General features: G+C 61.8%; 18 protein-coding genes. 11 read left to right on the forward strand and 7 right to left on the reverse strand.

The features are described 5' to 3' along the window. Window positions 1–57 precede the first annotated feature (57 nt). A complete protein-coding gene (locus D3F01_RS08325; protein ID WP_242887805.1) occupies window positions 58–1,011 on the forward strand; it encodes a hypothetical protein in 954 nt (317 codons plus the stop codon). A 72-nt stretch (window positions 1,012–1,083) separates the two neighbouring features. On the opposite strand, the gene D3F01_RS08330 is transcribed toward D3F01_RS08325, so the two are convergent. The 7 genes from D3F01_RS08330 to D3F01_RS08360 form a co-directional block, all read right to left on the reverse strand. Further along, window positions 1,084–1,836 (reverse strand): J domain-containing protein, encoded by a 753-nt coding sequence (locus D3F01_RS08330; RefSeq protein WP_242887808.1) that lies wholly within the window; start codon window positions 1,834–1,836, stop codon window positions 1,084–1,086. Window positions 1,837–1,943: 107 nt separating this feature from the next. Next, window positions 1,944–2,783: a DUF5685 family protein gene (locus D3F01_RS08335; RefSeq protein ID WP_242887811.1), complete on the reverse strand. Its 840-nt coding sequence runs from the start codon at window positions 2,781–2,783 to the stop codon at window positions 1,944–1,946. Between the two features lie 3 nt (window positions 2,784–2,786). Next, window positions 2,787–3,182: a hypothetical protein gene (locus D3F01_RS08340; RefSeq protein ID WP_005930086.1), complete on the reverse strand. Its 396-nt coding sequence runs from the start codon at window positions 3,180–3,182 to the stop codon at window positions 2,787–2,789. 715 nt (window positions 3,183–3,897) lie between these two features. Continuing rightward, window positions 3,898–5,739, reverse strand: coding sequence for a glycoside hydrolase family 2 TIM barrel-domain containing protein (locus D3F01_RS08345; RefSeq protein WP_242887814.1), 1,842 nt, complete (start codon window positions 5,737–5,739; stop codon window positions 3,898–3,900). A 162-nt stretch (window positions 5,740–5,901) separates the two neighbouring features. Next, window positions 5,902–6,273 carry a hypothetical protein gene (locus D3F01_RS08350; protein WP_242887816.1) on the reverse strand — a complete coding sequence of 124 codons (372 nt, stop codon included), beginning with the start codon at window positions 6,271–6,273 and terminating at the stop codon, window positions 5,902–5,904. Window positions 6,274–6,316: 43 nt separating this feature from the next. Then, window positions 6,317–6,634 carry a hypothetical protein gene (locus D3F01_RS08355; protein WP_143405751.1) on the reverse strand — a complete coding sequence of 106 codons (318 nt, stop codon included), beginning with the start codon at window positions 6,632–6,634 and terminating at the stop codon, window positions 6,317–6,319. A 172-nt stretch (window positions 6,635–6,806) separates the two neighbouring features. Further along, window positions 6,807–7,427 carry a flavodoxin family protein gene (locus D3F01_RS08360; RefSeq protein ID WP_242887819.1) on the reverse strand — a complete coding sequence of 207 codons (621 nt, stop codon included), beginning with the start codon at window positions 7,425–7,427 and terminating at the stop codon, window positions 6,807–6,809. A gap of 196 nt (window positions 7,428–7,623) precedes the next feature. Here D3F01_RS08360 and rsmD point away from each other — a divergent pair, with 196 nt between their 5' ends. From rsmD to D3F01_RS08410, 10 genes are all read left to right on the forward strand, one after another. Continuing rightward, window positions 7,624–8,193: a 16S rRNA (guanine(966)-N(2))-methyltransferase RsmD gene (rsmD, locus tag D3F01_RS08365; protein WP_097770180.1), complete on the forward strand. Its 570-nt coding sequence runs from the start codon at window positions 7,624–7,626 to the stop codon at window positions 8,191–8,193. Next, complete coding sequence (locus D3F01_RS08370; protein ID WP_242887821.1) at window positions 8,190–8,651, forward strand: ATPase; 462 nt, start codon at window positions 8,190–8,192, stop codon at window positions 8,649–8,651. Before rsmD ends, D3F01_RS08370 begins: the two co-directional genes overlap by 4 nt. Before the next feature lie 274 nt (window positions 8,652–8,925). After that, window positions 8,926–9,894 (forward strand): 16S rRNA (cytosine(1402)-N(4))-methyltransferase RsmH, encoded by a 969-nt coding sequence (gene rsmH / locus D3F01_RS08375; RefSeq protein ID WP_005930069.1) that lies wholly within the window; start codon window positions 8,926–8,928, stop codon window positions 9,892–9,894. A gap of 38 nt (window positions 9,895–9,932) precedes the next feature. Beyond that, entirely contained in the window at window positions 9,933–10,421 is a 489-nt protein-coding gene (locus D3F01_RS08380; protein WP_005930066.1) for a hypothetical protein, read from the forward strand. A 60-nt stretch (window positions 10,422–10,481) separates the two neighbouring features. Beyond that, window positions 10,482–13,037 (forward strand): penicillin-binding protein 2, encoded by a 2,556-nt coding sequence (locus D3F01_RS08385; protein WP_242887822.1) that lies wholly within the window; start codon window positions 10,482–10,484, stop codon window positions 13,035–13,037. Between the two features lie 14 nt (window positions 13,038–13,051). After that, window positions 13,052–14,416, forward strand: a complete 1,365-nt coding sequence (gene murF / locus D3F01_RS08390) for a UDP-N-acetylmuramoyl-tripeptide--D-alanyl-D-alanine ligase (protein ID WP_242887824.1) — start codon at window positions 13,052–13,054, stop codon at window positions 14,414–14,416. A gap of 9 nt (window positions 14,417–14,425) precedes the next feature. Further along, a complete protein-coding gene (locus tag D3F01_RS08395) occupies window positions 14,426–15,463 on the forward strand; it encodes a glycosyl transferase family 4 (protein ID WP_242887826.1) in 1,038 nt (345 codons plus the stop codon). Between the two features lie 13 nt (window positions 15,464–15,476). Next, complete coding sequence (locus D3F01_RS08400; protein WP_242887828.1) at window positions 15,477–16,751, forward strand: FtsW/RodA/SpoVE family cell cycle protein; 1,275 nt, start codon at window positions 15,477–15,479, stop codon at window positions 16,749–16,751. A gap of 12 nt (window positions 16,752–16,763) precedes the next feature. Further along, entirely contained in the window at window positions 16,764–17,891 is a 1,128-nt protein-coding gene (gene murG, locus D3F01_RS08405) for an undecaprenyldiphospho-muramoylpentapeptide beta-N-acetylglucosaminyltransferase (RefSeq protein WP_156068967.1), read from the forward strand. A 36-nt stretch (window positions 17,892–17,927) separates the two neighbouring features. Further along, window positions 17,928–19,556 (forward strand): FtsQ-type POTRA domain-containing protein, encoded by a 1,629-nt coding sequence (locus tag D3F01_RS08410; RefSeq protein WP_242887831.1) that lies wholly within the window; start codon window positions 17,928–17,930, stop codon window positions 19,554–19,556. The last annotated feature ends 11 nt before the right edge of the window (window positions 19,557–19,567 follow it).

The following is a 19,567-nucleotide window of genomic DNA, read 5'->3' on the forward strand; positions in this document are numbered from 1 at the left end:
CACGCACCCTTATTTTTGCATGATACAAGAACCTATATAAAAGGAGGTCTTTGGCTGATGAAAACCAAACGGCTGATCTCATTGCTGCTGGCGGCAGTGTTCGCCCTGAGTGCGGCGGCCACACCGGCGCTGGCGGCTTCGGCGGGCAGCGAACTGCCTGACCTGACCACCGCAGGCGTGGATGAGAACAACAGCGTTGTCTCGATCCGCCTGACCGCAGACGGGGATCTGACCTATGGCTCCCCCTTTACCCTGAGCGTCCAGACCACCCCGGCAGATACCCAGTATATCGGCGTGGTGATGGGCACCAGCGGCGAAGCGCAGGGCTATGTGACCCTGATCCTTTCGGGCAAGATCCGCACCCTGCTCAAGATGATCCCCCTGCCGAAAAAGATGTCGGCGAACCCTGAGCAGGAAGAGGAGTTCAACATCTACGCCTACATCAAGCAGCTGATCGACGGCAACGACGTGAGCGTGCTGCTGCGGGTGGCTGATGAAGTGGTCTCTGTGATGGATGTCCTGAAATTCTACATCCCCACACTGAAGGATGTCTCCACCGGCATGAAGCTGTCGCTGGAGCTCATCCGCAAATATCTGCCCGAGGGCGTGTTCAGCCGCATTTATCTGGACGAGCAGCCCACGGAAGCCGGCAGCTATGTGGGCGGTGCTGTGGCGCTGGAATCCGGTGATGTGAACACCGCCGGTATGGCGTTCTTCCGCATCAAGCCCAAGAGTGCAGGCGTGCGTGTCTACTGGGCACAGGAGCTCCCCGCCAGCATGACTGCGGCAGAAGCCCAGAACTACAACGTCACTGCCGTGGTCGAAAGCGACGGCCAGGTGATCGAGGGCGGCAAGGTGACCTACACCTATAAAAAGAAGAGCGGTCTCTTCGATTTCCTGGGTACGACCCAGAGCGGATTCCCCACCGAGCCCGGCGAGTATGTCCAGACGGCCAAGGCTGCCGGAAACTACTCCAGCAGCGAGATCAGCCGGACGATCGTGATCCAATAACTGAATGAGCAAAAAACCTCCCTGCCACGCCGGCAGGGAGGTTTTTGTTTGTTCTTACATCCTTATTGGCGCTTACATCCGGAACCGCCAGCCCCAGCCGCCGCCACAGCAGCAGTTGCACAGCAGATTGAGCAGGATCATGCTCCAGCACCAGCGCATCAGGCCGCCGGGCTGGGCGTAGGTGGTCTGGGTGCGGTAGGTGCGGCCCGGGTCCTGCAGATTGCGCAGGTTCATCTGGTATTCAGTGTTGCCGGGCTCCATCTGGGCGGCGCGGCGGGCATCCTGCAGGGCATCAATGCTGTTGCCCAGGCCCTGATTGGCCAGCGAGGAGAGATAGTACCACCGGGCGGTGCGCACGGTGATGCCGTCCAGCACGCGGCGGGCCTCGGGGTAGCGCTGGTTGATGATAAAGTTGCGGGCGGCCTGCATCTCAGGCGTGTCCGCACCGTTGTAGCCGGGGCCGCGCTGCTGCTGATAATTGCCGCCAAAGCCGAATCCGAACCCGAAGGGGTCATAACCGAAGCCAAAGTCTCCGAAATCCCCGTTGGAGTAACCGTTCTGCTGGTACCCCTGCTGATAGCCGCCGTAGGAGGGGCCGCTCTGCTGGCCGTAGCCGCCGCCGTAGCCGCCGCCCATCTGGGGGCCGGTCTCGCCCTTGGTGATGGCATCGTATGCCGCCTGCACCTCCTTGAAGTGCTCTTCAGCGGTGGGGTCGTTGGGGTTCAGGTCAGGGTGCCAGCGCTTGCACTTGGCACGGTAAGCCTTTTTGATCTCGTCTTCACTGGCACCGCGCTGGATGCCCAGAACCTCATAGGGGTCTCTCATCGGTCTACTTCCTCACGTCTCTATTACCATCTGTGCGGCCGCTGTGCCGCACAAGCAATCTCTAGTGTACAGGACTGGAACGGAAAAATCAAGGAAAACCGCCGGGATCAGGCGGTTTTGTCCTTCTTTTTTGCGTTTTTGCAGTGATATTTGAGCCACACGCCCGAATACAGGATGTTGCGCAGAAGGTCAACGTCCTCCACACAGGGCAGGCGCTCAAAGCTGCGGGCGCAATTGGCCAGCAGCAGCTCAAAGATCTCCCGCATCTCTTCCTCATACCCGGGCTCTCTGCTCAGGGTACGCAGGGGATTGTATGCGCCCTTGCGCTCGTCCCGGGTCAGGTCGTCGTAGGCATCCAGCAGGTAGATATACTTGCCCAGGTTGAAGCCGATGCTGCGCAGTTCTGGGGACCAGTGGTCCTGCCTGTAATCGAACAGCTCGGCCATCAGTTCCCCAAAGCAGCCGGAAACGGCATCCAGATCCTCGCTGCCCTCGGCTTCATACCGGGCCAGCCGATCCAGACAGGTGCGGATGGCGCTGCACTGGCGGGGCCAGCGGGCGGCGGCCTGCTGCGTGGGGGCAGCAAGCATCTTTTCAAAGCCCAGGCCCAGCAGGCTGTGGTCATCGTTCCACTTGTCCTGCGCGTTATAGTAGTGCAAAGCCACGCTCAGGTCTGCGCAGTAATCGGTGGGGCCGCTGGAACGCCACTCCACCTTCCGGATGGGGTGGATGGGGCAGTGGTCACAACCTGCCGCACAGGCGCTTTCGCCCTCGTACAGGCTGCACAGCAGCAGATCCAGAAAAGTCAGGTCATAGCTCAGGGTCAGCCGCCCCCGGGTGCCGTGCAGCGCGCCAATGCGGCGGCAGAGCCCGCAGTAGGCCGCGCGGTACCGCGCCTGTGCCTCCGGGCTGAGCGCGGCCTGATTCGGGATAACATATCCGAACATGGCTCAGCTCTTCTTGATGAATTGGGTGCCGCAGCGGGGGCAGGAGATCTGGATGCGGCCGCGGCCGCGGGGCACGCGCAGCTTCTGGCGGCACTGGGGGCAGCGGTAGTAGTGATAGACCTTGCGGTTGGCCCACTGCTCCTTCCAGCCCTTGAATTTGTTGTCCACCCGGTCCTTCAGGGTGTAGAACTTATAGTTCTCCTCGGTGCGCTTGGAGATGTTCCGGCTGAAGGTGCGGTAGTAGCAGAAGATCAGCAGGGCCGCGCCCAGATAGGTGAACAGGTTGACCCGGCTGATGATGGCGATGAGGAGCAGCACCAGCGAGGCAATGCTCAGGAATTGGTTCAGGCCATCGGTGCCATAGCGGCCGATCATAAACTGACGAAGTTTCTCTCTCATAGATTTCCGGTCCTTTGTCCTCAAGAATAACCCTCTCAGCCACGCAGACGCATGGACAGAGAGGGCGTTTGATCGTTTACAACAATAGAATATCAGCCAACCATGATAAAACTTTGAACAGATTGCAAATCTACCATGAAAGGACGAAATTTAATTGGCATTCTCTGCACCGGAGCGCTTGCGCACGGTCAGGGCGGCCTCCACATCCAGCGCGCCCTCCATCCGGCAGTGCAGCACGGCACGGCCTGCTTCACCGGTGGTGGCAAGGTAGGTGCCCGCCATGCCGCCCCGCAGGGGGACGATGGCCGGGCCCAGGATCTTTACCGGGCCTTCCACGCTGAGCTGAACGGCCTCGCCGCAGTAGGGCAGCAGGTTGCCGTTCTGGTCAATGGCCCGCAGGCTGACCGCCGCGCAGTCCCAGGTGGGGCCGTCGGTCAGGATGGGGTTGTGCACCACGCATTCCAGCCGCACCGACTGCACCGGCTCCTTGACCACGGTGCGGACGGTGCGCCCGTGCCAGACTGCCTCAAACCGGTAGACGCTGGACGGCCCGCCCAGTACGCCGATGTATTTGTAGTACATCCGGAGCAGGTCGTTTGCGCTCAGCCGCAGGGAGAGCATCCGCGCCCGGGAGAGAGGCGAAAGGTTCAGCGCGTCCCGGCGCATCTCGTTGAGGATGGCCGCCACCTGCGGGGCCGTGCTCTGGTCAAGGCCCTCATACTTTTCCAGCAGGGAGCCGACGAAATCCTGGATCTCGATGGGCGGGTGGGGCAGGGCGGCAAAGCGGCCCCGGCGGTCGGGGGTGAACTCGGCAATGAAATCGTTGCCCCGGTAGAGGCGGACGCTCTCGGCGTTGGTGAACACCCAGCAGGCCCCGGCAAAGCCGCCGGGGTGGTCGCCCAGTGCCATGCTGGAAGAGACCTCGAACACCACGTCCGAAGGGGAGCGGGGCGTTTTCTGGCTGGCGTAGACAGCGGCGGAGAGCTTCGGGTTGCGGAACAGGTCCGTCACGCCGTGGTAGCAGATGCGGTCGCCGCTGCCGAACTCGCGGTGGGTGTTGTAATCGGCCATGCACCAGCCAAGGGCACCGGCCACGCCCTGCTGGGCAATGGAATCGTTTGAGGACGGCGGCGTGGCGCAGAGCCTGTGCCAGCCGGTGCGGCTCGTCGTCAAAGGCTTTGGCCGGGAACTGCTGGCCCCCGAACTCGCTGATGAGGTAGCCCTTGCGGAGATCGGGCGTAACGGCAGACCGGGGCTCGCAGCCCGGGCCGCGGCCGGAGTAGGAGTAATCGTTGTAGGCGTAAACATCCTCGAGCAGCTGGCTCTTGCGGGCGATCCGCACGCCGCCGGTGGGGCGGGTGGGGTCCAGCCGATGGACGGCTTCGTTGGTGCGCTTGTAAAAGGCCTCGTTGTCGGAACTGCCGTTCACCCGCACGCCCCACAGGAACACGCTGGGGTGGTTGCGGCACTGGCAGACCATCTCGCGGCAGTTCTGCAATGCCTGGGCCTGCCAGGCTTCATCCCCGATGTGCTGCCAGCCGGGCATCTCCACGAACACCAGCAGGCCCAGCTCATCGCAGGCATCCAGAAAAGCCGGGCTCTGGGGGTAGTGGCTGGTGCGCACTGCATTGCAGCCCAGCTGCTTTTTCAACAATTGGGCATCCAGCTGTTGAATGCTGTCCGGCATGGCATAGCCCTGATAGGCGTAGCTCTGATGCCGGTTCAGGCCCCGCAGCTCCACCCGCTGGCCGTTCAGATAAAAGCCCCCGGCCACGAACTGGATGGTGCGGAAGCCGAACCGGGTGCTCTTTTCGTCCAGCACCCGGTCGGGCAGGCCGCTGGTGCCGGGCCGGATGAGCCGGACGGTCAGGGTATAGAGGAAGGGATGCTCCACGCTCCAGGGGTGCACGCCGTTCAGGGTGCCCACAATGGGCAGGCTGAGCTCACCGCTGTACAGGGCTCTGCTCCCGGCGGGGCTGCGGATCTCGGCCTGCAGGGTGCAGCCGATGGTCTCGCCCACCGTGGAGGAGTAGATGCGGAAATCGCCCTCGGCCTGCGCCTCGATGAAGATGTCGCGCAGGTAGGCGGGCTCTTTCACGTCCAGGCTGGCGGCCCGGTAGATGCCGCCGTAGGTCAGAAAATCGATCTGCCCGCCGAAGGGAGGAATGTTCAGGTCCTCCCGGCTGTCGCACCGGACGGCCACCACATTTTTTTGGCCCAGCAGCAGCGATTCGGTCAGGTCCACAGTAAAGGCGGTGTAGCCGCACCCGTGGTGGAACACCCGCCGCCCGTTGCAGAACACGGTGGCATCGTGGGCCACGGCTCCAAAGGTCAGCAGTACCGTGCGGCCCTGCCACTCTTTGGGCGCAAAAAACTCCCGCCGGTAGCCGGACACCCGCTGGTATTCGTTCTCGTTGCAATAGTTGTAGGGCAGCGTTTTGACCGTGTGGGGCAAGCGCACCGGCTCCAGCTCCACCCCGGTGCATTCGGGGCGGACGATGGCGGGATCAAAGGTGGGGGCAAACAGCCAGCCGTCGTTCCAATCGTAGTGTTCCATAGCCTGTCTCCATCGCTCTGCACAAAATAATTCTTACCCTTATGCTACCACAAAGTTGTGAACGAAAAAAGCACTCCGTCCCTTATTTTTCCCGTTTTTGCAGAAAAAGCTGTTAAAATCAAAAACGCCCCCGCCGGCAAGGGCAGAGGCGCAAGGGAAATATCAGAATCTGGGAAGGTCGTAGGCACGCATGGCTGGGTGTTTGTGGGAAATCTGCTCTTCCGTAGAAACTACGCTGGTGCCAAACTTACAGGATTGACATTGATAAATTTCAACATGAGTGCGATTTTCGACCGAATCATTATATCGGGGGTCGCGTCCCTGACAAGGAATAAAATTGACTGTATACCAGGAAGCATAATACTCATCCACACAAATCATATCGCTCTGTCCGCAATATTCGCAGACAAGGGACACGGTTTCGGCAGCTGTTGTAGCATTTACAGAACGAGCCTGAGACACTGCGAATGCGGGAAGAGCACATAGACCTGCAAAAAGAAAGGTGATAAAAAATAGAGTTAATCTCTTTTTCATAATATATTCACCCACCTATATTATCGAATCTTTTTGAGAAAAACTACGGATGATCGTGGACAACCTCTTCTTCATAGTGAGTGTTAGATTCGCCCCGATGGCAATAAGTGCACTCATAAACAGTTGTAATGGTACGACGCTTGATCGTATCATTGTAATTTGGTTTGTTATAAGAACAGGGAATATAACCAACAGAATACCAAGAGCTACGTTCGATACTGGTCTGAACCATTTCTCCACGGTTACAATCGCCGCAAAGAGAAGCACATGTTTGGATGCCGCCATTAGTAGCGAGCGAAGAAAAAGAAATAGAAGATAATAAAAGAATAGTTCCGACCAAACAACTGATAACTCGTTTCATAATAACAGCCTCCTTTTTATAGGGAAATAATTGAAAGACCTCAATTGAGATCATCTTTATTATATCATAAATAGAAATCGGCTGGAACTGTGAGAAAAAACAAAATGGCTGGCTGAAGTTTGGTCGGAGTGACGATAAAAAGTGCCCCCGCCGGGCAGGCGGGGGATGAAACTCAGCGGATGAAATTGGTCATGGGTCGGCGGGGATTCTCGGGGTGGGTGATACCGTTTGCTTTGCCCAGTTCGATGCACTTGAGCAGCCAGGCCATGTTCCGGCCCAGCTCCCGCATCACGGCGCAGCCCTCTTCGTCCTCCAGCACCTGCTCGGGCTTGGAGCCGTGGACCATGGGCCAGTAGGAACCGCTGACCAGCGGCATGTGGAAGAACTCGGGGTACTTCACCAGCTGGTCCAGCGTGGTGGTGGTGCCGGCGCGGCGGGCCGAAGCGCAGATGGCAGCGGGCTTGTAGGCCAGATACTTGCCGCCCGCGTAAGCCAGACGGTTCATGAAGCTGGTCATGTTGCCGGAGGCAGACGCATAGTGGACGGGTGTGCCGAACACAAAGGCATCGGCAGTTTTGGCCTTTTCGATGGCTTCGTTGACCACGCCGCCGAACACGCAGCCCTTACCGGCGGCACAGCCGCCGCAGCCGATGCAGCCGCCCACCGGCTTTGTGCCGACGTTCAGGATCTCGGTCTCAATGCCGCTGGCGTTCAGCTCCCCGGCGATCAGGGACAGGGCGGTATAGGTGCAGCCCTTCTCGTGGGGGCTGCCGTTGATGAGCAGGACTTTCATAAGCAGATACTCTCCTTTTTTGGAAAAACGCGCCGCACATGGGGCGCTTTGCCCTGATTTTAGCACAATTGCACCCTGAGTGCAACGCGCGCCCTTGACAAAGAGTTGCGTTTTGACGATAATATGGAGATACGAAAACACGAAACAGCTGCTGGCCGGGCAGGGGGCCCGGACAGCGGGAGAAGGAGGCAGATACATGCGCGTTATTGCAGGAGAAGCACGGGGCCGCAGGCTGGAAGCCCTGCCCGGCACCGAGATCACCCGCCCGACGATGGATCAGGTCAAGGAGGCCATGTTCAGCATCGTCCAGTTCGACCTGCCCGGTGCCCGGGTGCTCGACCTCTACGCAGGCAGCGGCCAGCTGGGCATCGAGGCCCTGAGCCGGGGTGCGGCCCGGTGCGTGTTCCTGGACGAGAACCGGGAGGCCGTGAACATCGTGATGAAGAACTGCAAGAACTGCGGCGTGTTTGACCGCAGCCGGGTCAACATCGGCGAGGCGGCACGGTATCTCTCCGCCTGCCATGAGCAGTTCGACATCGTGCTGCTGGACCCGCCCTTCCACACCGGCACGCTGGAAAAGATCCTGCCCGGCGTGGACAAATGCCTGGCTCCGGGCGGCATTGTGATCTGCGAGAGTGAGACCGGCCTGGTGCTGCCTGCCGAGGTGGGCGGCATGACCCTGAAAAAACAGTATAAATACGGCAAAGTCCTGCTGTGGAAGTATGGTAAGCCCCGGCAGAGCGCCGGAGAGGGAGATGCGGAATGAACGTAAACGAGCTTTTGGATACCATTGAGGATACGCTGGAGGAGAGCGCCGGAATGCCCCTTTCGGGCGGCAAGCGCATCGTGGATGTGGAGCAGATCCGGGACTATCTGGACGAGATCCGCCAGAACCTGCCTGTGGAGCTGCGGCAGGCCCAGTCCATTGTCAGCGACCGTGCCCAGCTCATCGAATCGGCCAACGCACAGGCACAGGCCATTGTGAAAAAGGCCGAGGAGCGCGCCCGTGTGCTGGTGAGCGAGGCCGAGATCGTCAAGGCGGCCCAGCAGCGCGCGGGGGAGATCGTCTCCGCCGCCCAGACCGAGGCCCGCACTGTCCGCCAGACTGTGACCGACTACTGTGATAATATGCTCAAGACCACGGAAGAGACGATGGCGGAAAACGCCGCACAGGTCAAAAATGTCCGTGCAAACCTGCGCCAGGGCCCCAGAAAACAGCTCTGATGCGGGAATGTGAAATTTCCCGGTGAGAGCTTCCGGCCCCTGCAAGCAAAAACGACGGCTTGCAGGGGCTTTTTTTGGTACATTTTGAGAGAAAAAACAAAAGGGAAACTCTTGCAATCAGGGGCCTGTTTTGTTACAATAAAATTGTATCCTCAGGGCTGGCCGGGCCACAAACTCCCGGCAGGCCGCAGGCCGCTTTCCCGGGCAGCAGCTCCGGGCAGAAAAGGGCGGCAGATGCAGGATCTTATCTGAGTTTTGAAAGGAGGCTGGGAACATGGACACAGAAAAAACAGCACAGCCCTTTGACCCGGCCTCGTTTGAGCATGTCCCGGTGCTGCTGAACGAGTGCCTGGACGGCCTGAAGATCGACCCGGCCGGAACCTATCTGGATGGCACGGCGGGCGGCGCGGGGCACTCCCGCCAGATCGCCCTGCGGCTGAACGGCGAGCAGGGCGGCAGGCTCATCTCGCTGGATCAGGACCCAGATGCCGTGCAGACGGCCCGGGCCCGGCTGGCGGGCCTGCCTGCCACCGTGGTGCAGATTAACTTCCGCTATGCCGGACAAGCTCTGGAGCAGCTGGGCATTGAAACGATCAACGGCGCGCTGCTCGATCTGGGGGTGTCCAGCCATCAGCTGGATGACGCGGCCCGGGGCTTTTCCTACCGGGCAGATGCCCCGCTGGACATGCGGATGAGCCAGGAGGGCGAGACGGCCGCCGATCTTGTGAACAGCGAGAGCCGGGAGGAGCTGGCCCGCATCCTGCGGGATTACGGCGAGGAGCCCTTCGCCTGGCAGATCGCGGGCAGGATCGTGGAAGCCCGGGAAACTGCCCCCATTGAAACGACATTGCAGCTGGCGGATATCGTGGCCAGCGCCATGCCCCCGGCGGAGCGCCGGAAGAACAAAAACCCCTCCCGCCGCACCTTCCAGGCACTGCGCATTGCGGTAAACCATGAGCTGGACGCACTGGAAGAGGGGCTGGACACCATTTTTGCGCATCTCGCACCGGGTGGAAGACTTTGCGTGATCACCTTCCACTCGCTGGAGGACCGGCTGGTCAAAAACAAGTTCCGCCGCTGGTCCACCGCCTGCACCTGCCCGCCGGAGTTCCCGGTGTGCGTCTGCGGCGGCAAGGCCAAGGCAAAGCTGATCACACGCAAACCCATTGAAGCCAACACGCAGGAGCTGGAAGAGAATCGGCGCAGCCGCTCGGCCCACCTGCGGGTTTTGGAAAAGATCTGAGGGCGGCACAGCCCCGGAGATGTGAGGAGGAGATCACCATGGGTCAGGCAGCATACGATATGACAGAGGTTCGGCGCAGAAGAGCGCCGCAGGCACAGCCCAAAGTCCCACTGCGGGTAGAAAAGGGCGGCAAAAAGCGGCTGAACCCCGTGCGGGCCGCCATGCAGCACGCGCTGCAGCTGGTGGGCGCGGCTTTGCTGGTGGGCTTTGCGGTGAGCCTGCTGTGGAGCGAGGCACAGCTGGTGGAGCTGAATTCTCAGATCCAGAGCGCCAAGGCAGAGCTTGTGAGCGAGCAGAGCCAGTATACATACTACAACAGTGCCCTGAACAGCCGCACCAACATCACAAGTGTTGAGGAGACCGCCACCCGCCTGGGGCTGATGAAGATCGACCAGAGCCAGATCACCTACATCCGGCTGGATGAGGGCAGCGTTCTGGTGCGCAAGGCATCCGCTGTGCGGCAGTGGTCGGATCTGCTCCACGATGGGGCAATGACCATTCTTGCCTCTGTCAGAACGGCAAAATAAACCAAACAACGAAAAGCGTGCGGCAGCGCACGCTTTTTCGGTTTTCTTCGGGAGTACGCAATGCAAACACCATCCTCCAATCCCAAAAAGAACAGTGCCCGCCGCCGCAGTGCGGACCCGCACGCACGGCTCAGTGCCCGGCTGCGCCATATCAGCTTTGGTGCCGCCGTGCTTCTTGTGGTGGCCGCCGCGCTGACCGTGATCTACAGCCTGTACAAGATCCAGATCCGCGACGGTGCCACCTACCGCCAGTACGCCGCCGAGCAGCAGCTGCTGGACAGCACCATTCAGGCCACCCGCGGTGAGATCTACGACACCAGCGGCATCACGCTGGCATCCACCAGCGTGGTCTGGACCATCTGGGCCGACCCCTCTTACAGCACGGCCCTGTATACCACCACCACCGATCAGGACACCAAGGCGGAGATCCGCACCATCGATGAAGCCGCCATGAAGGAGGTCTGCACCCAGATCACCCTCCGCCTGCTTTCGGGCGACGGCGAGAGTCTGGACAGCGTGGACACCACTTCAGCGGAGTACCAGACCCAGTATCAGGCGGTCTGCGATGCCCTCTCCCAAAACGAAAGCTCCTATCAGGTGCTGGCCACCAAGGTCAACAACGCCATCAAGCTCTCCATTGAGGAATACGTCAAGACCTACAACAAGGCCCACAGCAAGAGCGGAAAATCCGCCGGTGCGCTGGAAAAGATCCTGGCCAAGCTGGGTCTGGGCCAGCAGGAGAGCGACGACGGCACCCCCACTGTCCGCAAGGGGCGGGTGTCGGTGTCGGCCTCCAAGGGCTTCCAGCGGGATTACCCCTACGGCCGCTTTGCCGCCGCCGTGCTGGGCTTCTGCAATGCGGACGGTCAGGGCGTGTACGGTCTGGAAAACTCCTATGAGTCCACGCTGGCCGGTGTGAATGGCCGCACCATCACCCTGCGCAACGCCTACGGCAACGCCATTGCCGATGAAAACGCCACCACCTACGCCGCAAAGGACGGCTCCAATCTGGTGCTCTCGCTGGACGTGAACATTCAGGAGGTGGTGGAGCGCTACCTGAACGAGGCCGTGGCGGCCAACACCGTTGAGAACCGCGGCTGCGCCATTGTGATGAACGTCAAGACCGGTGCCATCCTTGCCATGGCCTCCAAGCCGGACTTTGACCCCAATGACCCACAGGATTTCAGCGCCAATCTGGCCTACCTGACGGAGCAGGTGCAGGCTGAGCCGGAGCTGTACACCATCTACAAAAAAGACGAGAACGGCAACTACCTGCGGGACGAGAATGGCCAGAAGATCGTGGATGAGGAGGCCGACTACACCGGCACTTACCGGGATATTCAGTGGAAGAACAAGACCATCACCGAGCTGTACTACCCCGGAAGCGTGTTCAAGGTCATCACCGCCGCCATGGGTGTGGACAGCGGCAAGGCGACCTATTACACCACCCTGAACTGCTCCGGCGCTTACAGCGTGGCAAAGCAGACCTACCACTGCGCCGGCAGAAAGGCGCACGGGGCCCAGAATCTGGCCGAGGCCCTGCGCAACAGCTGCAACATCTACTTTGTCCAGCTGGGCCAGCGCGTGGGTTCCAGCCTGTTCTATGATTACTTTGATGCCTTTGGCTTTACCGAGCGCACCGGCGTGGACCTGCCCAATGAGACCAGCTTCATGCAGTATTACAGCAAGAGCCGTCTGGGCGAGGTGGAGCTGGCCTCCTCCGCCTTCGGTCAGGCCATGGCCGTGACCCCGCTGCAGGTGTGCACCGCCATCTCGGCGGCAGTCAACGGCGGCTATCTGGTCACCCCCCATGTGGTGGATAAGATCACGGACCAGAACGGCAATGTGGTGCAGGAGATCGGCACCAACATCCGCCGTCAGGTCATCAGCGAGAGCGCCAGCGAGACCATCCGCCAGATCATGGAGTTTGAGGTGGGCGACGGCACCCAGGGCGGCGGCGGCAACGCCTACGTTGCAGGCTACCGCATCGGCGGCAAATCCGGCACCTCCGAGCAGCTGAACATGGACCGCCGCGCCGATGGCGACTACAAGAAGGTGGCATCCTTTGCGGCTGTCCTGCCCGCCAACGACCCGGAGATCCTGGTCTATGTCATGCTGGACGACCCCAACAATGCCCGCACCGACTATTCCTCCATTCTGGCGGCTCCTGTGGTGGGCAACATCATCAGCGAGATCGCGCCCTATCTGGGCATCGCCACCGACGGCGTGGACCGCAGCGGCACCACCGTCAAGGTGCCCAACCTGACGGGCAAGGAGTGGAGCAACGCGCAGGTGCAGCTGAACATCAAGGGTTTGAAGCATCACCTGGCCGAGAGCGAATCCGACCAGACCGCCGCCCTTGTCACCTACCAGTACCCCCGCGCGGGGGCAGAGGTGCCCTACGGCACCACCGTTTATCTGTATACCGATACCTATGAGGGCAAGCACGCCGAGGTGCCGGATGTGACCGGCAAGAGCGCGGACTTTGCCCGGCAGATGCTGAACGCTGCAGGGCTCAACTGCACAGTCGAAGGCTCCGGCACGGTCCAGAGCCAGAGCGAGGCACCCGGCTCCAGCGTCCAGCGGGGAACCATTGTACATCTGATCTGTGGATAAAGGGGAATGAGAGTATGGAAGCAATTGCAGCAAACATCCTGTTGGAGGGCCTGGCGGTCAACGCGCTGGCCCAGTGCGAGACCCCGGTCACGCTGGTGACCACCGACAGCCGTGAGGTCTGCCCCGGGTGCATCTTTGTGGCGTTCCCGGGCGAAAAATTCGACGGCCATGATTTTGCCGCCAAGGCGCTGGAAAACGGCGCGCTCTGCGTGGTGCTGAACCACCCCGTGGAAGGCGTGCCGGAGGAGAAGAGCGTGATCTGCCCGGACAGCTACCACGCCATGATGGTGCTGGGTGCCAATTATCGCAGCCAGTTCCACCCCAAAGTGGTGGGCGTGACCGGCAGCGTGGGCAAGACCACCACCAAGCAGATGACCTACGCCGCCATTGCAGGCTTTGGCAATACCATCAAGACCGAGGGCAACCAGAACAATGAGCTGGGCCTGCCCCGCACCATGTTCCGCATCGGCAAGGAGACCCAGTACGCCGTGGTGGAGATGGGAATGAGCCACGCCGGAGAGATCGAGCGCCTGAGCAAGTGCGCCCGCCCGGATGTAGGCATCATCACCTGCATCGGTGTGTCCCACATCGGCAATCTGGGCAGTCAGGAGAACATCTGCAAGGCAAAGCTGGAGATCTGCGCCGGTCTGCCGGAGGGTGCTCCGCTGGTGCTGAACGGGGACGACCCCTTCCTGCGCAAGGCCGTCCTGCCCGACCATGTCCGCCCGGTCTGGTTCAGCCTGGGCGATGAGAACGCTGATGTCTGTGCCCTGTCCATCCAGCAGGATGAAAAGGGCATGAGCTTTGTGCTGGAGGATCACGAGGAGGGGACTTTCCTCGTAAAGATCCCCGCCATGGGCCGGCATAATGTGGCCAACGCACTGGCTGCCTACTGCGCCGCCACCCGTCTGGGGCTGAATGCCCGCCGGGTCATTGCCGGTCTGGCCGACTTTGAGCAGACCGGAATGCGCCAGAAGGTGGTGCACGCCAGAGGCGTGGATGTCATTGAGGATTGTTACAACGCCAACCCCGACAGCATGAAGGCCGCGCTGGCCATGTTCAGGGAATATCCCTGCAAGCGCCGCTTTGCCCTGCTGGGCGATATGCTGGAGCTGGGCGATATCAGCCGCGCTGCCCACGAGGAGGTGGGCCGTCAGGCCGTGGAAAACAAGGTGGACTACCTCGTCACCTATGGCGAGCAGGCCAAGCGCATTGCTGTGGTGGCTGCCGCCAAGGGACTGCCCACCCTCCATGCCGACACCTACGCTCAGGCCGCCGAGACGCTGCTGAACAAAATGCAGCCCGGCGATGCCCTGCTGGTCAAGGCCAGCCGCGGCATGGCACTGGAAAAAGTGCTGGAGATCTTTTACAAGGAGTAACATCGAGCTATGATTCGTTTTGCCTTGATCGCCGCCTCAACGCTGGGGTTCTTCCTCACGGCGGCGCTCGGGAATCTGATGGTGCCGCTGCTGCGGGCGTTCCAGGGACGCTGGGATGAGCCCAAGGCCCGGCAGGCACCCGGGCAGGAAGCACCGGATGCCGAGCCGGAGCGCCCGCCGCAGGCTCCCACCATGGGCGGGCTCTGCCTGATGGTGGGGGTGCTGGCCGCTGTGGGCGTGGGCTGGACAGCCGCCTGTGTGGCTCAGCCTGAGCTGCTGGGGGCCGAGAGTTTGCTTTCGGTCCGGCTGCTCACAGCGCTGCTGGGGGCTCTGCTCTTTGGCGGCGTGGGCCTGCTGGAGGATCTGGCCCGCATCCGCAGCCGTTCCGTGCTGGGCCTGCGGCGGCACACCCGCCTTGGGCTGGAAGCCGCTGCCGGTGCCGTGGTGCTGGTGCTGCTGGGAGCCAAAGGCTGCCTTGCAGCCGGGATCACCCTGCCGGGTGTGGGCTATGTCGATCTGGGCATTGCCGCCCCGCTGCTGTGGGAAGGGCTGCTGGTCGCGCTGGCCGAGTGTGCCCGCATTGCCGATGGCATGGACGGCATCGTCTGCGGCACGTCCTTTGCGGCCATGCTGGGCCTGATGGGGGTGATGACCCTGCTGGGCTGGTTCCCGCTGGGCGTTCTGCCCGCCGCGCTGGCCGGTTCCCTGATGGCCTTCCTGCTCTGGAACTTCCCGCCCGCAAAGCTGCGGCTGGGCAGCGTGGGCAGCCTGTTTCTGGCCGGGATGCTGGGGTGCGTTCCCCTGTGCATCGGCTGGCCCGACCTCACCCTGCCGCTGGCCCTGCCCTTCTGGCTGGAGGGCGGCATGGTGGCCCTGCAGATCCTGGTCTGCAAGGCCAGCCGGGGCCGCAGGCAGCTGTTCCGCTCAGCACCGCTCCACCGTTGGCTGGAGCTGCGGGGCCAGAGCGCGGAACAGATCTTTTATACCTTTTGTGTCATTGCCATGCTGGGCGTGGCGCTGACCGTTCAGCTGGCAAAAATCAGTTAAGGAGGGGTGCAGTTTGGCAACACTCCGCAGAAAAAAAGCAGAGCCGTTTTCCGTCTTTCAGCGGGACCCCGGCCCCTGGCCGCCCATCCTGCTCAACTGGATGGCGACCCTGGCCATCATCATGGTGTTCGGGCTGGTTATGCTGTTCAGTGCAAGCTATACCACGGGCTATCTCCGCTTTGGGGACAGCTTCCATTACATCAAATCCCAGCTGCTCTGCACGGTGCTGGGCCTTGGCATGATGTTCCTGTTCTCCTATTTTGACCACCGTTTCCTGCGCAGAATGGTCAAGCTGGGCTATGTTGTCTGCCTGATCCTGCTGGTGCTGGTGCTGTTCAGCAGCCCCATCAACGGCTGCCGCCGGTGGATCAGCTTCGGCGGCCTGACCTTACAGGCCTCCGAGGTGGCAAAATTTGAGATGATCCTGCTCACGGCAGACATCGCCGCCAGGACCCCGCAGATCAGATTCGGCGAGATGCCCCTGCGCAAGTGGGTCTACCACAGCATCGTGGTGGAGCTCATCCGGCCCATCCTGTGGCTGATGCCTGTCCTCATCCTGCTGGTGCTGGAGCCCCACATGTCGGGCATCCTGCTGACCACGGCCATTGTGGGCACCATCCTGCTGTTGGGCGGCAGCGGCGGCATCATTACCTGGGGCTGTGCCGGTGCCGCGCTGTTCCTGCTGGAGACTTTGCTGAAGCACGTGGACTCCATCGACTACCTGCAGAGCCGTCTGGACGGCTGGACGCAGGATCTTGACCGGATGACCAGCCAGACCAAGCAGAGCCTGTACGCCATCGGCTCAGGCGGTGCCACGGGGCTGGGGCTGGGCAACAGCATCGAAAAGCAGCTCTGGCTGCCGGAGAGCACCAACGACTTTATCTTCAGTGTCGTGTGCGAGGAACTGGGCTTCGTCGGCGCGGTGATCGTCATCGTGCTGTTCGTCCTCTTTCTGGTGCAGGGCTTCTGGATCGCCTTCCATGCCGAAAACCGGTTCTGCACGCTGGTGGGCATCGGCATCATGGCGCAGATCGCCTGGCAGGTGTTCTGCAACATCGCCGTTGTCACCAACACCCTGCCCAACACCGGCATTTCGCTGCCCTTCTTCTCCTCCGGCGGCACCAGCCTGATCCTGCTGCTGGCCGAGATGGGTGTTATGGTCAATATCGGACGCAACGGCGAACGGGCCCGCCTGGAACGGGAGGAAGCCCACGCCGAGCGGGAGCGCCAGCGCAAGGCAAAGACCATTGTGCTGGATACCGCGCGCAGAGCGCAGACAGAACAGTAAGGAGGAACCAAGATGCGTGTACTCATTGCAGCCGGCGGCACTGCCGGCCATATCAACCCGGCTCTGGCCATTGCGGGAGCCATCAAAAAAGCCGACCCCACCGCCGAGATCCATTTTGCGGGCCGGAAGGAGGGCATGGAGTACCGTCTGGTCACACAGGCGGGCTATCCCTTCCATCACATCGAGATCACCGGCTTTCAGCGGAAGCTGAGCCTGAACAATATCAAGCGGAATCTCATTACCCTGTGGAATCTGGCACTCTCCGGCCCCAAGGCCAAAAAGATGATGAAGGACATCCAGCCCGACCTGGTCATTGGCTGCGGCGGCTATGTGTCCGGCCCGGTGGTGCGCTGCGCCGCCAGACAGGGCATCAAGACCGCCCTGCATGAGCAGAACGCCTTTCCCGGCGTGACCAACAAGCTGCTGGCCCCGGATGTGGACATCGTGTTTGCCGCTGTGCCCGCCGCCGTGGAAAAGCTGGGCGCACCCGAAAAGACCATCGTGGTGGGCAACCCCGTCCGGCCTGAGGTGTTCACCCAGGCGAAGAACCGGGAAGCCATCCGTGCCGAACTGGGTGCAGGCGACCGCACCGTGATCCTCTCCTTCGGCGGCAGTCTGGGTGCCCGCCGTGTGAACGAGGTGGTGGCCGACCTCTGCGCCTGGGAGCAGAAAAACCACAAGCCCGTCCTCCATCTCCATGCCACCGGCCAGTACGGCGTGCAGCTGTTTCAGGATCTGGAAAAGGAAAAGGGCTTTGCCCCCGGCGAGAGCCTTGTGGTGAAGGAATACATCAACAATATGCCCGAGCTGCTGGCCGCAGCGGACCTTGTCATCAGCCGCGCCGGTGCCCTGACACTGGCCGAGCTGGAGGCTGTGGGCCGTGCCGCTGTGCTCATCCCCAGCCCCAACGTGGCAGAGAACCACCAGTATTACAACGCCATGGAGCTGCAGAAGGCCGGTGCCGCCGTGGTCATTGAGGAAAAAGACCTGACCGGCGAAAAGCTGGTGCAGACCGTTTCCGGGATGCTGGCCCAGCCCGGCAAGCTGGCTGAGATGGGCCGCAATGCCCGGAGCCTGTCGGTGGACGACAGCCTGGACCGCATTGCGGATGCCCTGCTCAAGCTGGTCAAGACCCCGTAACGGAAGGAAAAAACAGAGGAAAGGAGGTGCAGCCGGATGCCGCAGAATGACCGGAACAGCCGGAACCGCAAGCGCCGCCGGGCCTACGATCAGGCCCGGGATGACCGGCGCGGCGGGCAGAGCACCCAGCGCCGCAGCAGCGCGGGTGCAGGCAGTGACCTGGGGTACAGCGGGTACGCAGGATATTCCTCCGGCGGCCACCCCATCACGAACCCCAATTATGACCCCGATGCGCCCCGCCCCAGCCGGTATACGGAACGCACGGTGAACTACGGCTCCTACCCGGATAACAGCATCACCTTTCCCACCGGCGGGCGGAGCAGCCAGAGCGGCGCACAGCGCCCCCGCGGTGGGCAGAATGGCCAGCGGCGCACCTCCGGGGGCAATCAGCGGAACCGCCGCCCGGCCAGCGGCCAGAACAGGAATGCCCAGCGCCGCAACGGCCAGCGGATGCGGCCGGTGCAGGGGCAGAACGCCCGGCGTGACCCCGTCCGGCGGGAGGGCAGGAAAAAGCGGAAGCTGACCCGGGCCGCCATCCGGCGGCGCAGGCTCATGCGGCGGCTCACGGCCCTTGTCATGCTGCTCTGCGTTATCGGCGCGGGGGTCTACCTCACCGTGACGATGCTGTTCAAGATCAGCTCCATTCAGGTGCAGACAGCGGACGGTGTGGTGCAGGAGGCCGGCGGCTATACCAGCGACCAGATCCTGCAGGCGATGGATGTCCATCCGGAAGAGAATATCTTCAGCTTTGACCCCGGCAGCAAAGCCGCCGCGCTGGAAAAAGTGTTCCCCATGCTGGAGGATATCCGGGTGGAGCGGGATTACCCCGGAACCGTGGTGGTGCGGGTGACAGAGGCCCGGCCTGCCTGGGCCATGCAGACCTCCTCCGGCTGGCTGACCCTCTCGGGCGGCCTGAAGATCCTGGAGAAGGATTCTGCTCAGCCTGCCGGTCTGCCCACTCTGTACGGCGGCGAACCGGTCTCTGCCGAGCCCGGCGAACAGCTGACCTTTGCGGCGGAGCCCAAGGTCGACAGCACCCCGGACAGCACCCCGGACAGCGCCGCCGACAGCAGCGCCTCCGGCACTGTTGAGGAGGAGGCGGACCAGCGGCTGGAAAGCCTGAACACCCTGCTGGCCGCGCTGGATGCCGCAGGCATGAGCGCCGACGTGACCCGCATCGAGTTTGCGGATGTGGACGAGATGGCTTTCCTCTATCAGGACCGCATCAGCGTCTGGCTGGGCACTCTGAACGAGCTGGAATATAAGCTCAAGCTGGCAAAGCACGTCCTGCTGAATGAGGACGGCAAGGGCTGTGCCGCGACCGACACCGGAAAGCTGGACTTCACCCATATCAGCATGTCCAGCACCCGCAAGTTCACCTTTGCACAGGGTGAGCCGGAGCTGCCCTCCGGCTACATCGTGCCTGAACCGGTGGAGGAAACTCCTACGGAAGCGGGTGTGACCGGTGAAACGGCAGAAGGCACGGCCACAGACGGCACTGCCCCGGCAGAGGGCGAAGCCGCCGCAGATGCCGCTGCCGAAACACCAACGGATACCGCCGCGGCCCCGGCAGGCCCCGAGGCCGGACCGACGGCACAGCCGACCCCCGCCGAAGGAACGACCCCGGCGGCGGGCGATGCAAATCAAACCCAAAAGACCCAATGAGGAGCGTGTAA

The organism is Faecalibacterium sp. BCRC 81149 (assembly GCF_022750605.1).
GTDB classification, from domain to species: Bacteria; Bacillota; Clostridia; order Oscillospirales; family Ruminococcaceae; genus Faecalibacterium; species Faecalibacterium duncaniae.